Source organism: Bacillus sp. FSL W8-0645 (assembly GCF_038007905.1).
Classification (GTDB): Bacteria; Bacillota; Bacilli; order Bacillales; family Bacillaceae; genus Bacillus; species Bacillus pumilus.
The window spans coordinates 1,583,153-1,598,502 of record NZ_JBBOYC010000001.1 but is presented as its reverse complement, the minus strand read 5'-3'; the positions used below and the strand labels follow the sequence as shown (position 1 = coordinate 1,598,502).

Annotated in this window: 14 protein-coding genes and 1 riboswitch; all 14 genes read right to left on the bottom strand. The window is 44.7% G+C overall.

From position 1 onward, the window contains the following. Window positions 1-6 precede the first annotated feature (6 nt). On the bottom strand, window positions 7-1,143 hold the full coding sequence (gene sat / locus NST39_RS08040) for a sulfate adenylyltransferase (RefSeq protein ID WP_106065260.1): 1,137 nt from the start codon (window positions 1,141-1,143) through the stop codon (window positions 7-9). Between the two features lie 57 nt (window positions 1,144-1,200). Next, window positions 1,201-2,265, bottom strand: a complete 1,065-nt coding sequence (locus tag NST39_RS08035; RefSeq protein ID WP_341027823.1) for an inorganic phosphate transporter — start codon at window positions 2,263-2,265, stop codon at window positions 1,201-1,203. A 13-nt stretch (window positions 2,266-2,278) separates the two neighbouring features. Next, window positions 2,279-2,980 (bottom strand): phosphoadenylyl-sulfate reductase, encoded by a 702-nt coding sequence (locus NST39_RS08030; RefSeq protein WP_003211029.1) that lies wholly within the window; start codon window positions 2,978-2,980, stop codon window positions 2,279-2,281. A gap of 41 nt (window positions 2,981-3,021) precedes the next feature. Next, window positions 3,022-3,159, bottom strand: a complete 138-nt coding sequence (locus NST39_RS08025; RefSeq protein WP_113754944.1) for a DUF2292 domain-containing protein — start codon at window positions 3,157-3,159, stop codon at window positions 3,022-3,024. Window positions 3,160-3,227: 68 nt separating this feature from the next. Continuing rightward, window positions 3,228-3,330, bottom strand: a riboswitch (SAM riboswitch). Window positions 3,331-3,619: 289 nt separating this feature from the next. Continuing rightward, window positions 3,620-4,258, bottom strand: coding sequence for an orotate phosphoribosyltransferase (gene pyrE, locus NST39_RS08020; protein ID WP_180309033.1), 639 nt, complete (start codon window positions 4,256-4,258; stop codon window positions 3,620-3,622). A 7-nt stretch (window positions 4,259-4,265) separates the two neighbouring features. Beyond that, entirely contained in the window at window positions 4,266-4,970 is a 705-nt protein-coding gene (pyrF, locus tag NST39_RS08015) for an orotidine-5'-phosphate decarboxylase (RefSeq protein ID WP_341027818.1), read from the bottom strand. Beyond that, on the bottom strand, window positions 4,942-5,874 hold the full coding sequence (locus NST39_RS08010; protein ID WP_341027816.1) for a dihydroorotate dehydrogenase: 933 nt from the start codon (window positions 5,872-5,874) through the stop codon (window positions 4,942-4,944). Before NST39_RS08010 ends, pyrF begins: the two co-directional genes overlap by 29 nt. Further along, on the bottom strand, window positions 5,868-6,644 hold the full coding sequence (locus NST39_RS08005; protein ID WP_044141971.1) for a dihydroorotate dehydrogenase electron transfer subunit: 777 nt from the start codon (window positions 6,642-6,644) through the stop codon (window positions 5,868-5,870). The genes NST39_RS08010 and NST39_RS08005 overlap by 7 nt, the downstream gene beginning before the upstream one ends. Further along, window positions 6,641-9,856, bottom strand: a complete 3,216-nt coding sequence (carB, locus tag NST39_RS08000) for a carbamoyl-phosphate synthase (glutamine-hydrolyzing) large subunit (protein WP_341027814.1) — start codon at window positions 9,854-9,856, stop codon at window positions 6,641-6,643. The genes NST39_RS08005 and carB overlap by 4 nt, the downstream gene beginning before the upstream one ends. Continuing rightward, entirely contained in the window at window positions 9,841-10,935 is a 1,095-nt protein-coding gene (locus NST39_RS07995; protein WP_065097241.1) for a carbamoyl phosphate synthase small subunit, read from the bottom strand. Before NST39_RS07995 ends, carB begins: the two co-directional genes overlap by 16 nt. Then, complete coding sequence (locus NST39_RS07990) at window positions 10,932-12,218, bottom strand: dihydroorotase (protein ID WP_341027813.1); 1,287 nt, start codon at window positions 12,216-12,218, stop codon at window positions 10,932-10,934. Before NST39_RS07990 ends, NST39_RS07995 begins: the two co-directional genes overlap by 4 nt. Next, window positions 12,202-13,125, bottom strand: coding sequence for an aspartate carbamoyltransferase catalytic subunit (locus NST39_RS07985; RefSeq protein WP_341027812.1), 924 nt, complete (start codon window positions 13,123-13,125; stop codon window positions 12,202-12,204). Before NST39_RS07985 ends, NST39_RS07990 begins: the two co-directional genes overlap by 17 nt. Before the next feature lie 130 nt (window positions 13,126-13,255). Further along, window positions 13,256-14,584 carry a solute carrier family 23 protein gene (locus NST39_RS07980; RefSeq protein WP_319610797.1) on the bottom strand — a complete coding sequence of 443 codons (1,329 nt, stop codon included), beginning with the start codon at window positions 14,582-14,584 and terminating at the stop codon, window positions 13,256-13,258. A 154-nt stretch (window positions 14,585-14,738) separates the two neighbouring features. Then, the gene (pyrR, locus tag NST39_RS07975) at window positions 14,739-15,281 is read right to left on the bottom strand and encodes a bifunctional pyr operon transcriptional regulator/uracil phosphoribosyltransferase PyrR (RefSeq protein ID WP_012009892.1); all 543 of its coding nucleotides are present in this window, start codon (window positions 15,279-15,281) and stop codon (window positions 14,739-14,741) included. Window positions 15,282-15,350: the final 69 nt, after the last annotated feature.

Genomic DNA, 15,350 nt, shown 5'->3' with positions numbered 1-15,350 from the left:
CTCCCATTAAGATACCGTCGTTTTTAACCCTTCGATTAATGTTTCAATGACTTCTTTTCGGCTGAACGTGCTTGGCGGTAATTCTCCGTTTCTCAGCATCGTTCGAACCTTTGTACCTGAAAGAATGACATGCTCGCTTTTATCGTGAGGACATGTTTTTGGTGTTGCCATTGCTTCACATGTATTACAGTAGAAGCTATGTTCAAATTTTAACGGGGTAATGCCAATTTCTTCGCTTGTAAATTGTTCAAATAACTCCTGCGCCTCGTATGTGCCGTAATAATCACCAACACCTGCATGATCTCTTCCCACAATAAAGTGAGTACAGCCGTAATTTTTACGAACAAGCGCGTGAAAGATTGCTTCCTTTGGTCCAGCATAACGCATTGCCGCAGGAAAAACACCTAAAAAGACGCGATCCTTCGGGTAATAACCGTTCAATAACACTTGATAGCTTTTCATTCTCACGTCTGCCGGAATATCGTCTGATTTTGTTTCACCGACAAGTGGATTTAAAAATAAACCATCGACGGTTTCAAGTGCTGTCTTTTGAATATATTCATGGGCACGGTGAACAGGGTTTCTCGTTTGGAAACCAACAATCGTTTTCCAGCCGTTCTCTTTAAAATGACGTCTTGTTTCTTCCGGCTCATACGTAAATTGAGGGAATGGTTTTTCGCTGCGTTTTGTCAGTGTAATTTTACCGCCAATGTACGTGTCACCGCGTTCAAATAATTTTTTCACGCCTGGATGATTGCGGTCATCAGTTTTATACACATTCACCGCTTCTTTTTCCTTATCTGGTGTGTATTGATCCTCTACTTCAATCACGCCATATACAGTTCCGTTATACGATAGACGCACAATATCGCCTCGATGAATTTCCGCTGCCTTTTCCTTTGTCACTGGCAGTGTAATAGGAAGAGACCAAACGACACCACTTGCTAGCCGCATACTGCTCACAACCGCTTCATAATCAGCTTTTGTTAAAAACCCTTCAATTGGACTATACCCGCCAATTGCTATGAGTTCAAGGTCTGCAAAAGAGATAGCATCTAGTTCAATTTCCTTTGCAGCCGTACTGAGGTCATACTCTTCATTTACTCGATTAATTAATACGCCACCATGTGGTGTTAAACTCATTTGTTCATCTTCCTCTCAATGTTCTTATTTATTAGATGTAAATAGTCGGATTTGTCGTTAAATCCCGCCGCCCTGTTCATGAATCGAGCTGCTTTCATTTTTGACTGCCTTCATCAGACTTAGCGCACCAAGTGAGGCAAGCAGTACACTCATCATGATAAAGATAGAGTAATAGTCTCCTTTTAAGAAAAGACTCACCAGCAAATACGATAGACTGAGTGATAAAAAGGGTGATACAACCCACACTTTCAGCATTTTTTTCACCACATGTTTATGAAAAATATTAGGTCCGCCTTTTGCCATGCCAAGCCCAATGATAGACGAGGAGGTGATTTGGGTAAGTGGGACTGGCAGCCCAAAAATAGAGCTGACGATGACAAGTCCAGCACCGGTACCGGAAAGCAATATCCCTTCGCCCGTTTGATAGCGGGTAATTTTCTTTCCGTTTGTTTCCAGTACTCTTCTACCAAGCAAGAGGGCTCCAATGGCGACAAAGATTCCGCCGTAAAGCGTTCCTTGCCCAACTGACAAAACGCCCGCGGCAACAAGTGGACCGACTGCATTTGCCACATTGTTCATGCCTGCTGAAAATGCTTCTAAAAATCCACTAAGGATTAAAACAATGGATAAAATAATTGTTCCTTTTTTAGACAACTTACGTTTAGGGAACATTCTGATGATTTTGACTACAACAAAGGTAAAAAGAAAGGCGACAAGCGGAATGATGACCCAAAATGCCACAATGACTAAAATGGATTTCACATACAATACTTTATATGCGACCGCGACACCAACCACAGCTCCTACTGTCACCTCACTCGTTGACAAAGGAATGGCCATCAGATTCGCTATAAAGAGTGATAATGCAGCAGAACCAATAATAATACAAACAATTTCAAGTGTAATGACGGATTCAGGCATAATCCCAGAGCTAATCGTTTTGACAACCTCACCACCGCCAATAACTGAACCTGCTAAAATCCCAACTGCGCATACACTGAGTGCATAGGTCGGCTTTCGAATCGCACCTGATCCGTACGCGATTCCCATCGAAGCTGCTGCACCACTCGCGCCAATGTTTAGAGCGAAAAATAAACTAAATAAAATTGCGGCAATTTCCATACACTATGCTCCCTTACTCATGTAATCCGCACTCAGTCTTAGCTGTGCCTGACCATCTGCCAGACCGCAGATCCTCGGCAGTAAATGCTGGCTGTGTACACGGGGCACACCCGATACTTGGATATCCCTGATCATGCAGCGGATTATAAGTAAGTTCCTCTCTAGATGCATATCTCCATATGTCCTTCCACGTCCAGTGGATAAGCGGACATACTTTCACTGATTTGAATTTTTCATCCTTATTTAAAAAGTTCGTCCCTGCTCGCTTAGGTGACTGCTCTCTCCTTAAGCCAGAAAGCCATGCCGGATAGCCAGATAGCGCTTCTTGCAAAGGAATGACCTTACGCATATGGCAGCAGCTTTGAGGATCTGTTTTCCATAGCTGATCACCATGCTGCTCGTTTTGCTCCTCAACCGTCAGCTCAGGGGTTTTCAGCACAATATCTAAACCGGGGTATCTTTCCTTTACCGCATCAATTGTGTCGTACGTTTCCTTAAAATGCAGACCTGTATCTAAAAAGACAATTCTTGCATCCTTTTTTACTTTCGCAATCAGATCAATGAGGACGATGCCTTCAATACCAAAACTGCATGCATAAACGAGCTGATCACCATAATGACCGTATGCCCATTTCAGCACAGATAAGGCCCCTTTATACAAATCATCTTCTTGAAATGTAATGGACGGCTCTTGCCAATTTTCATAAGTTAACATTGTTTCTCCCCTTCCGGAGTATCACTACTCTCCGCACTACGTCAACTGAATTTTTTTCTGTCTTCTGCCACTTGAATCACTTGACCGTCCTGAACAATCAGTGTAACTAAACTGAATTCATATCCCCAATCAGTTTCTGCATAGGCTTCAATTAAGTCTTCATCCTGCTTTTGCTTCACTTCCCCCTCACCGTTAAAATAAAAAAACTTCCTTTCAGTCCGAAAGAAAGATGAGGAAGCTCACGATTTCCTTATCTTTCAAAATAGAATCATTTTGCAGGAAGTAGCACCTTGCAAATCGCAGGTTGCCGGGCTTCATCGGGCCAGTCCCTCCACCTCTCTGGATAAGTGTTTTAATTTGTCTTAAATATTAACACAATTCAAACAAAAGTCAACCCGACTTTATTGATAGGATTAGTTTTTATTTAAATTTGAGTCTATTTTACTATTTTTAACCAAATAAAAAAGCTGTGCGGGGAGGCGCAGCTTCAGATTGTATTCAGCGTGATAAAAACCTTTGCAGTCTAGGAAAGACGAGGAGCGGAGCGAATTGAACATTCGTGAGCACCGGCACGCAGTCCTGACAAAGAATGCGAGGGTTTGTCCGCGCGCTGAAAGCTGTGCGGGTACGCACAGCTTTTTAGACGGTTTCTTCCATCCAAGATTCAGAGGAAGGATCTTGTCTCCAGCGTTTCAATTTATTCATAGCAGAAGGCTCAATCGCTTTCAGCTCAAGTGCCACGTCTGTGAGGGTATCATAGTCTGTTAGGGTAACATATAGAATGTTTTTCTCTTGGAATGCTGCCGCAGCTTTTGGCAGACCGTATGTGAAGATCGCGGCAACGCCTAGTACGTCACAGCCCGCTTCTTGAAGAGCAGCGACCACTTCAAGCACACTGCCTCCTGTTGAAATCAGGTCTTCTACGACGACCACCTTTTGGCCTTTAGATACGGCGCCTTCAATTTGATTTCCTTTTCCATGTGCTTTTGGTTTACTTCTGACATAACACATTGGGACGTTCAGACGGTCTGCCGCTAATGCCGCATGCGGGATGCCTGCTGTTGCAGTACCAGCAATCACCTCTGCTCCCTCAAAATGAGTGAGAATCAGCTCTTTAAGACCTTCAGCAATGTCATGTCTGACTTCTGGATAGGACAAGGTGAGACGGTTGTCACAATAGATCGGTGATTTGATACCGCTTGCCCATGTAAACGGTTCGTCTGGTTTCAATGAGACCGCTTTGATTTGTAATAGGTGTTTAGCGATTTTTGTTTTCATCTGGCAGTCACTCCCACTCTTTCAAAATTTGATGATAGGCTTCCAATGGTTCTTCAGCTTTTGTGATTGACCTTCCGACAACAATTTGTGAAACACCTTGCTCTTTTGCATAAGCAGGGGTTGCCACACGCTTTTGATCATCGGTTTGATCATTTAGTAAACGAATCCCTGGCGTAACAGTGAGGAAGTCAGATGAGATGTGCTCATGAAGGGCTTTGGATTCATGAACAGAGCAAACAACACCGTCTAGTCCACTTTCATATGCCAATTGACCGTACCGGATAACAGTCTCTTGCAGCGGACGGTCTATGAGTAATTCACTTCTCATCATGTCTTCAGATGTACTCGTCAGCTGAGTCACTGCAATAATGCCCGGACGTTTTTGTCCAGCAGGCGTTCCGCTTTCAAGCCCTTCTAACGCAGCTTGCATCATCTGTTTCCCGCCAGCAGCATGTACATTGACTAGATCAACGCCAAGTGCGGCAAGCCGGTTCATTGCTTTTTGCACCGTTGTTGGAATGTCATGTAATTTGAGGTCGAGGAAAATGCGACAGTTTTTTTCTTTAAGTGCGTCAAGGATGGCAGGTCCTTCTTGGTAAAACAGCTCCATGCCGACCTTCACAAATAATGGTGTCCCTTCAAAGGGTTCTAAAAAGGCAAGCGCCTCCTGCCCTGATGGAAAATCAAGCGCGATGATGGGCGAGTGCTTCATGTTTCCAGCTCCTTCCGGTACATTCCTCTACAGATGAATACCCGTAGGCTGCTAATACATTTGGCAGTTCTTCTATGATTTCTGGGCAAATAAATGGGTTTACAAAATTGGCTGTGCCAACAGCTACTGCACTCGCACCTGCTAGTAAAAATTCAAGTACATCTTCAGCATTTTGCACTCCGCCCATTCCGATAATCGGGATAGAAACCGCTTGGCTGACCTCATGTACCATGCGCACAGCGACAGGTTTGACAGCAGGGCCTGATAATCCGCCTGTTTTATTGGCAAGAATCGGTTTCCCCGTTTTTAAATCTAAACGCATACCGATTAACGTGTTAATCATCGTGAGTCCATCCGCTCCAGCAGATTCAATCGCTTGCGCAATCTCCACAATATTGGCTACGTTAGGAGACAGTTTGACATAGACAGGAACGGAGGACACGTCCTTCACCGCTTTTGTCAATGCTGCTGCCATTTGAGGATCTGTACCAAAAGCAATTCCGCCTGTTTTGACATTCGGACACGAGATATTCAGTTCAAGGGCATGGACATTTTTTGCTTGGCTGATCTGCTTCGCTACTTCAACATAATCATCGACCTGTGAGCCAGCGACGTTTGCAATAATAGGCGTATCAAACTGCTCAAGCCAAGGCAATTCATTTTCCAGCACGCCTTTTAGGCCAGGATTTTGAAGACCGATGGCATTGAGCATCCCGGCACCTGTCTCTGCTATCCTTGGTGTCGGGTTGCCAAATCTCGGTTCTAAGGTTGTGGCTTTGATCATGATACCGCCAAGCACGGATAAGTCGTATAATGAAGCAAATTCTCTCCCGAATCCAAAGCAGCCTGATGCAGGGATAATCGGATTCTTTAAAGATAAGCCTGGTAACTCAACGTTTAGCATGACAACGCCACCTCCTCTGCTTTAAATACAGGTCCGTCCAGACAGACTTTGACGTAAGCTTTTTCATGCTGGTCTGTATGACAGACACATGCAAAGCAAGCACCAATTCCGCAGCCCATTCGTTCTTCCATAGAAATGTAGACAGGCTTATCGGGGTAAGAGTCTTTTAGTGCTTTTAACATAGGGGTCGGCCCGCAGGAAAGCATGACATCAAAGCTCAAATCATTCTCTTCAATCACACCTGTCACGAAGCCCTTTGCGCCATATGTTCCATCAACTGTCGCGATAAATGTATCTCCGAGTGCTTGGAATTTCTCCTCGTAAAATACATCCTTTTTCGATTGAAAGCCAAGGACATGCTTGACGATGACGCCTTTTTTCGTTAAACGCTTGGACAGCTCATATAAAGGCGGTACTCCAATTCCACCACCGACTAGCAACGCTGTCTGACCTGGCTGAACAACTGATGGATCATACCCGTTGCCAAGCGGCCCTAATACATCGATGGATTCCCCATCGCGCCTTTGGGAAAGGAGCTTTGTGCCCTCTCCCTCTGCACGGTAGATGATGGTTGCTTCTTGTTTCTCGGCATGAATATTGGCAATACTGATCGGTCTTCTCAGCAGCGGTGTCATGGACTCGCTGACCTTGATATGAAGAAATTGTCCAGCCGTTTGAAAGGAGTCCACAAGGTCACCTTTTAATGTCATTTCGTAAATATGATCAGCGATCTCTCGATTTGAGACGACCGTCAAGTATGCTTTTTTCATATCGTTACTGTCACCTCAGCATTCGTTTTCACTTCTGGCATTTCGTCCGCTCTAAATGTCATGCTTTCTAGCACTCTTAAAATCGCTTCTGCTGTATCTAGCGACGTTAAGCAAGCTACGTCATTTTCAACAGCTTCACGTCTGATTCTAAAGCCGTCTCTTGCCGGCTGTTTTCCTTTCGTCAGAGTGTTGATGACAAATTGGGCTTCCCCGTTTCGAATGACATCGAGAAGGTTTTTGCCTTCTTCTCCTATTTTGCCAACAACACTTGATGGGATGGAGGCTTGTTTTAAGTAATTCGCCGTTCCTTCTGTCGCTAAAATATGGTAGCCGATTGAATGGAATCTTCTCGCAATCTCAAGTCCTTCTTCTTTATCCTTATCAGCCACTGTCAGAAGAACTGTCCCGTCTTTAGGAATTTGAATGCCTGATGCAATTAACCCTTTGTAAAGAGCTTTTTCGATTGTGACATCTTTCCCCATGACTTCACCTGTTGATTTCATTTCAGGTCCGAGTGTAATATCGACTCTTCTTAGTTTTGCAAAAGAGAAGACTGGAACTTTGACGTACACCCCTTCTTGCTCTGTATGAAGTCCTTCTTCGTAGCCATAGTTTTTCAGTTTTTCTCCTAAGATGACTTTTGTCGCTAGGTTTGCCATCGGGATGCCCGTGATTTTACTTAAGAAAGGAACTGTCCGGCTTGAACGCGGGTTCACTTCAAGTACGAACACTTCACCTTTTGAGAGAACAAATTGAATGTTTAGCAGCCCAATAATATTGAGTCCTTTTGCGAGCTTGATCGTGTATTCTGCGATCTTCTCTTTGATCTCTTCAGACAATGTTTGCGGCGGGTAAACCGCAATCGAGTCACCAGAGTGAACCCCAGCTCTTTCAATATGTTCCATAATGCCTGGGATCACGACAGTTTCGCCATCAGACACGGCATCTACTTCGAGTTCTTTCCCTGTCAAATATTTGTCAATTAGCACTGGGTGCTGCGGATTGACTTTCACTGCATTCTCCATGTAGTGAAGAAGCTCAGCTTCTTGATAAACAATTTCCATTGCGCGACCGCCTAATACATAGGAAGGACGGACAAGGACTGGGTAGCGGATCTGATTGGCAATCGCTACAGCTTCTGGCACAGACGTAGCTGTTTTCCCTTTAGGCTGCGGCACGCCGAGTGCTTCTAATGTTTGTTCAAACTTGTCCCTGTTTTCGGCTCGGTCTAGGTCTTCAAGAGAAGTGCCGAGAATCTTCACCCCTCTATTTGATAATTCATCTGCTAGGTTGATTGCTGTTTGTCCGCCGAACTGGACAACGACTCCTTCAGGCTGCTCAAGATCGATAATGTGCATTACATCTTCTACAGTAAGTGGTTCAAAGTAGAGCTTGTCTGAAATACTAAAGTCTGTTGAGACCGTTTCAGGGTTGTTGTTAATAATGATTGCTTCATAGCCTGCTTGTTTGATTGCCCACACAGAATGAACGGTCGCATAATCAAATTCTACTCCTTGACCGATTCTGATAGGACCTGAGCCTAATACGATGACACTTTTCTTGTCTGTACGTTCTGATTCATTTTCATCTTCATACGTGCTGTAGAAATATGGCGTCTCGGATTCAAATTCAGCCGCACAAGTATCTACCATTTTGTAAACAGGTACGATGCCTGCTTCTTGTCTTAGCGTGTAGACGTCCGCTTCATTCATATTCCACTCGCGGCTAATATAGATGTCTGAGAAGCCTTTTTCTTTCGCTTCTTTTAATACGTCTGTATTGCCTTTGTTTTCTTTTAATGTCTTTTCAAAAGCGATGATGCCTTCCAGTTTATGAAGGAAGAAGTAATCAATTTTTGAGAATTCATGTATTTGTTCAACCGTATAGCCTCTTCTAAGCGCCTCGGCGATATAGAATAATCGTTCGTCTCCCGCCTTGATAATCCGCTTTTCAAGCACTTCGTTTGTGATATCTGCTTCATCTTTTAATTCAATGTGATGCACATCAGCTTCAAGTGAACGGACAGCTTTTAGAAGAGACTCTTCTAACGTACGACCGATCGCCATTACTTCACCCGTTGCTTTCATTTGTGTGCCAAGACGTCTGTTGGCAGATTCGAATTTATCAAACGGCCAGCGCGGGATTTTAGACACAATATAGTCGAGTGCCGGTTCGAAGGCGGCATAGGTTTTACCTGTGACTGGGTTCATCATTTCATCAAGCGTTAAGCCGACAGCAATTTTCGCTGCAAGTTTGGCAATTGGATAACCTGTTGCTTTCGACGCAAGTGCAGAAGAACGACTCACGCGCGGGTTTACTTCGATGATATAGTATTGAAAGCTGTCTGGGTCAATCGCCAACTGTACGTTACATCCACCTTCAATCCCAAGTGCTCGGATTAGCTTGAGCGACACATTGCGAAGCAGCTGATATTCACGGTCACTTAACGTTTGGCTTGGCGCCACAACGATACTGTCACCTGTGTGGATACCGACTGGATCAAAGTTTTCCATGTTACAAACAACGATCGCAGTATCACCGCTATCACGCATGACTTCATATTCAATTTCTTTAAAGCCTGCAATACTTTTTTCAAGTAAACATTGTGTGACTGGGCTTAGCTTCAAACCATTTTCGACGATTTCCTTCAGCTCTTGCTCGTTTGTACAAATTCCGCCGCCTGTTCCGCCTAATGTATAAGCTGGTCTCACAATGACAGGGAAACCGATTTGATTCGTAAACGCCATCGCTTCTTCTAGGTTATGGATGATTGCACTTTCTGGTACAGGCTCATTTAGTTCATTCATCAGATTACGGAATAGATCTCTGTCTTCTGCTTTTTGGATTGCTGACAGCTTTGTACCGAGTACTTCAACGCCGCATTCAGCTAATACACCAAGGTCTGATAATTCAACAGCAAGGTTAAGTCCAGTTTGTCCGCCAAGTGTTGGCAAGATCGCATCAGGACGTTCTTTTCGAATGATTCGTGTTAAGAATTCTGGTGTCAGTGGTTCGATGTATACCTTATCGGCCATTTCTGTATCTGTCATGATGGTCGCTGGATTGGAATTCACAAGAACGACTTCATAGCCTTCTTCTTTCAGTGCTAAGCAAGCCTGTGTGCCTGCATAGTCAAACTCCGCTGCCTGACCAATGATGATTGGACCTGAACCGATAACTAAAATCTTTTTGATGTCTACGCGTTTTGGCATACTTCTTCCCCTTCTTTCTCAGTTGTATGAATCATGTCCATAAACTGGTCGAATAAGTAGTTCGCATCTTCTGGACCTGGTGATGCTTCTGGGTGGTACTGGACAGTGAATGCTGGTGCTTCTTTATGTTTTAACCCTTCAATCGTATTGTCGTTTAGTGCGATATGTGTGACTTCAAGCACGTCCTCGTTAATCGCACTGACTGTGTAGCCGTGGTTTTGAGCTGTCAATGTCACCTTGCCAGTTGCTAGTTCCTTGACTGGGTGATTCGAGCCTCTGTGACCGAATTTCATTTTTTCAGTACTTGCACCGCACGCAAGAGCGAATAATTGATGTCCAAGGCAAATGCCAAAGAGTGGAACTTTCCCAATCAAGTGCTGAATCATCTCGACTGCTTCTGGTACATCAGCAGGATCCCCGGGGCCGTTTGAAAGCATGATTCCATCAGGCTTTAACTGCAGCACTTCATCTGCCGTGATATTGTACGGCACCACGATGACATCACAGTCACGTTTATTGAGTTCGCGCAAAATGCCGTGCTTCATGCCGAAATCGACAAGGACAATTCTTTTTCCTCTTCCTGGGCTAGGATACGCATTTTTCACAGATACTTGACTCACTTGATCAGTTGGCAGCTGCATTGTTTGAAGGCGGCGGACCACATCTTCCACTTGTTCATCCGGTCCTGCAAATGCCCCTCTTAAAGTACCTGCACTTCGAATCATTCTCGTCAGCTTCCGTGTATCGATTCCGCTAAGGCCTGGAATGTTTTTCATTTTCAAATACTCATCAAGCGAGTATGAAGAGCGCCAGTTTGAGGGCTTTTCACAAAGCTCCTTCACAATCAGCCCTTTTACAAACGGTGTGATCGATTCAAAATCATCACGGTTGATGCCATAGTTGCCGATAAGCGGGTAAGTGAGTGTGACAATTTGTCCGCAGTATGATGGATCAGACAAAATTTCTTGATAGCCCGTCATCCCTGTATTAAAGACGACTTCTCCGACTGACGATTCTAAGCTGCCGAAGCCTGTTCCTTCGAATACTGTTCCGTTTTCTAGCACTAAGCGTCTCTTCATTTTACTAGTCTCCCCTCTTCATACACGACTTTCCCAGATGCAAGTGTCATGACCGGCCATCCTGATACAGTCAATTTGTCAAACGGTGTATTTTGTCCTTTAGATAAGAAGCTTTTTTTATCGATTGCCATTTCTTTGTTTAAATCAATGAGTGTCATATCAGCTGTTTGTCCTTCTTCCAGCTTTCCATAAGGAAGGGAGAAAGCTTCTGCTGGCTTGATCGTCATATAATCAACGAGTTCTTTTAATGTCCATTCGCCCGTTTTGACAAATCGTGTGTACAGAAGCGGGAACGCTGTTTCAAGTCCGACTATTCCAAAAGGTGCGCGCTGCATCGTTTCGTTCTTTTCTTCTTCTGTATGCGGTGCATGGTCTGTTGCGATGAAATCAATCGTTCCATCTAACAGTCCCTCAATTAGTGCCTCGCGATCCTCTTTTCCTCTGAGCGGCGGGTTCATTTTATAGTTTGTGTCAAGTCCTGGGATGTCTGCATCACATAAGAGCAGGTGATGCGGTGACACCTCTGCCGTCACACGGATGCCTGCTTTTTTTGCATCGCGAACGACTCGCACAGATTCTTTCGTACTGATATGACATACATGATAATGACAGTTCGCTGCTTCTGCTAAAAGAACATCTCTTGCAATATGCACCGATTCACAAATGGACGGTATTCCGTTTAATTCATTTGCTTTTGAAAATTCTCCTTCATGAACGCATCCGCCGTAAATGAGCGAGTTATCTTCACAGTGTGCCACAATCGCTTGATCAAGGCTTGCTGCCTTTTTCATCGCTTCGTACATCATACCTGCTGTTTGGATGCCAACCCCGTCATCTGTGAAAGCGAAGGCGCCTGCTTCTTTTAGTGCTGTAAAGTCTGTCATCTCTTCCCCAATTTGCCTAGTTGTGATGGAGGCGTATGGCAGTACTCTGACAGAAGAGGTCTCTTCGATCCGATTCATGAGCCACTCCATTTGCTCTTTTGTATCCGGAACTGGGCGTGTATTCGGCATCGCTGCAATCGTTGTATAGCCGCCTCTTGCTGCTGCTTTAGAGCCTGTTTCAATCGTTTCCTTTTTCTCTCCACCTGGCTCCCTTAAATGTACATGCAGATCAATTAAGCCTGGTGAAACAAATAGCCCTTTAGCATCAATGACCTCTTCTCCATCTTCTCTTTCTAAGTGACCAATCGCTTGAATCACTTCTCCTTCTACCCTAATATCCTGCTGCACTTTTTCACCTGTGCTTGTTAAGATAAAACCGTTTTTAATGAGATACGACATAGACAGAATCTCTCCCTTTTTGATGTAGTCTGCTATTTTGAAAAGCTCTTTTTAATACCGCCATTCGGACATAAACGCCATTTTCCATTTGCTTGAAAATTCGTGACTGCTTTGATTCCACTAAAGAATCATCTATCTCCACACCTCTGTTTACTGGTGCTGGATGCATGATAATGGCTCGTTCTTTCATGTTGTTTGCCCTGTTTACTGTTAATCCATAAGTCGATAAGTAATCTTCATTGCCCATTTTTTCAGCGTGCCGTTCATGCTGGATTCTAAGCAGCATCACCACATCAGATTGTCTAATGGCTTCGTCTACTTGGACATACGTTCCGTGAGGGTTTTGCTCATCTTGGAAGGAAGTAGGCCCTGAGAAAAGGACTCTCGCTCCGAGCCTTGAGAGTACTTCAGCATTTGACCTTGCCACCCTGCTGTGCTTAATGTCTCCATGAATCGAAATCGTTAAGCCCTCAAAGCCGCCAAACTCTTCATAGATGGTCATTAGGTCAAGCAGTGATTGGGTCGGGTGCTGCCCGCAGCCATCTCCAGCATTGATGATGGGAATCCCAACCTTCCCGATTAGCTCGTTGTAATATTCATCAGTGCTGTCTCTAATCACACAAGCTTTCACACCGATGGATTCAAGCGTTTTTACCGTATCGTATAGGGTTTCGCCTTTTTGAACGGAGGTGCTTGCCGCATCTAAGCTCAGTACATTCATCCCCAGTTTCTTTTCGGCGACTTCGAAGCTAAATCGTGTTCTTGTGCTTGGTTCAAAGAAGAGGTTTGCTACAAATTCTCCCGCTAAGCCAAGCTCTTGCTTCCCCTTTTTGAGAGCCGTTGCTTCTTCAATCAGCTGTAAAATCTCTTCTGTAGACAAGCTGCTCATAGTCGATAGATCATTCATTTTTTCTTCCCCCTCTAGTTTTTCATCACTTTCAGGTTCAAAAAAACCCTAAGCCTCGGCAGCTTAGGGTTCTCCAAAAGAAGCAGCGGCACGTTCGTGCATTCTGCTCATTTTAGAACCCTTGTCAGCCTCACTGGACTTCTTTTAAAAGGTTTTCTGTATTCGATTCATTTGACTCGTCATCATCCGCTTTTTGCTGCGGCAGGATCAGGTTTAACAGGACACCCGTGATGGCAGCAAGTGCCATTCCAGATAGTGTGAGGTTGATTTGTTTCACCTCAATGAATGCCCCGCCAATTCCGATGACTAAGATGACTGATGCGATAATGAGATTACGCTTTTCTTCAAAATTCACTTTATGATCAATCAGGATTCTCAGACCGCTTGAGGCAATGATTCCAAAGAGCAGGAATGAAACGCCTCCCATGACCGCGGACGGCACTGTACTGATTAATGCTGAAATTTTTCCGACAAAGCCGAAGCAGATTGCAAATACCGCTGCTCCACCGATGACGAAGATACTGAACACTCTTGTGATGGCAAGGACGCCGATGTTCTCTCCATACGTTGTTGTCGGCGGTCCGCCAATGAGTGAAGCGAAGATTGTCGCCGCACTGTCTCCTAAAATGGAGCGATGAAGACCAGGTTTTTTAATGAAATCTTGCCCTACAACTTTACTTAACACCACTTGGTGACCGATATGCTCAGACATTGTCACAAAGGCAACCGGCACCATCACGGTGAGAATGCTTAAAGTCACAGCAGGTGTGTAATTGACAAATGGTACGACGAAGTCTGGTACAGCAAACCATTTTGCATCAATGACCGGCTGGAAGTTCACAATGCCTTGTGATAAGGCAAAGAGATAGCCGCTGATAATGCCGATTAATACTGGGATCAAGCTAAGGAATCCTCTTAGGAAAATCATGCTGATAATCGTGACAGCCAGTGTGAAGCCGGCGACCGTTAAGTGCTTCAGGCTGTAAACAAGCTCGGTTGCATTCGGATCAACATACATCGCCATGTTGACAGCTGTTCCAGCGAGTCCGAGTCCGATGACCATAATGACCGGTCCTACGACGACAGGCGGTAGAAGCTTCATCAGCCAGCCTGTGCCGAGCCATTTAATAAATAGTGCAATGAGTGCATAAGCGACACCCGCCATGAAGGCACCGACCATTGCGGCTCCAGGACCGCCTGTGGCTTTCACATTCAGTATGGGGGCGATAAAGGCAAAGGACGATCCAAGATACGCCGGAATTTGGCCTCTTGTGATGATTAAGTAAACAATGGTTCCAACACCACTTGAGATGAGCGCGACTGCTGGACTCATATCAATAATCTTTGGTACAAGTATGGTCGCACCAAACATGGCAAACAAATGCTGAAGGCTAAGTGATAGCCATGTGAACGGTTTTGGGATATCTCGAATGCCTAAATTGGCTTTTTGCTGACTCATGATTTTTCCTCCTAGATGTGTCCTTCTTCATTAAAAAAGCCTCTTTGCGAGTATGCGCAAAGAGGCCTAGAAAAACCGTACACGTCATGTTTGCCGTGCTCGGTATCTCTGTTATTGCCCTCTTTGCAAACTCTCTGGAATGCATTTAAAAAGGTTATTTTTCATATATAGCGACAAGGTCGTTTTGATCTACTTCATTCAGTTGAACCATAACTGTCTCTGCTTTTGATGTCGGAATGTTCTTCCCGATATAATCCGCTCGAATCGGCAGCTCCCGGTGTCCCCGGTCGACGAGAACAGCAAGCTGAATGGAAGATGGTCTTCCTACATCCACAAGGGCATCCATGGCCGCTCTGACGGTTCTGCCTGTAAACAGGACATCGTCAACGACGATCAGTGTTTTGTCATTAATGTCAGCTGGGATGTCTGCACCCTTTACAAGCGGGTCTTGGTTGTCTGTCTTTTTTGTCAGGTCATCACGGTATAGCGTAATATCAAGTTCACCCACTATGACTGGATTTCCTTCAATTTGCTCGATGCGCTCTGCAAGGCGCTTTGCAAGATGAATGCCTCTTGTCTTGATCCCCGCAAGGATGACATCTTTCATCCCTTTGTTGCGCTCAATCATTTCATGTGCAATTCGGGTAAGCGCTCGTCTGATCGCTTGTTCATCAAGAATGACTGCTTTTTGTTCCATCTTTTACACCTCTTTTTGACAAATAAAAAGCCCCTTCTGCAAAGGGCAGAGAGGGGCGTTCATTTGTGC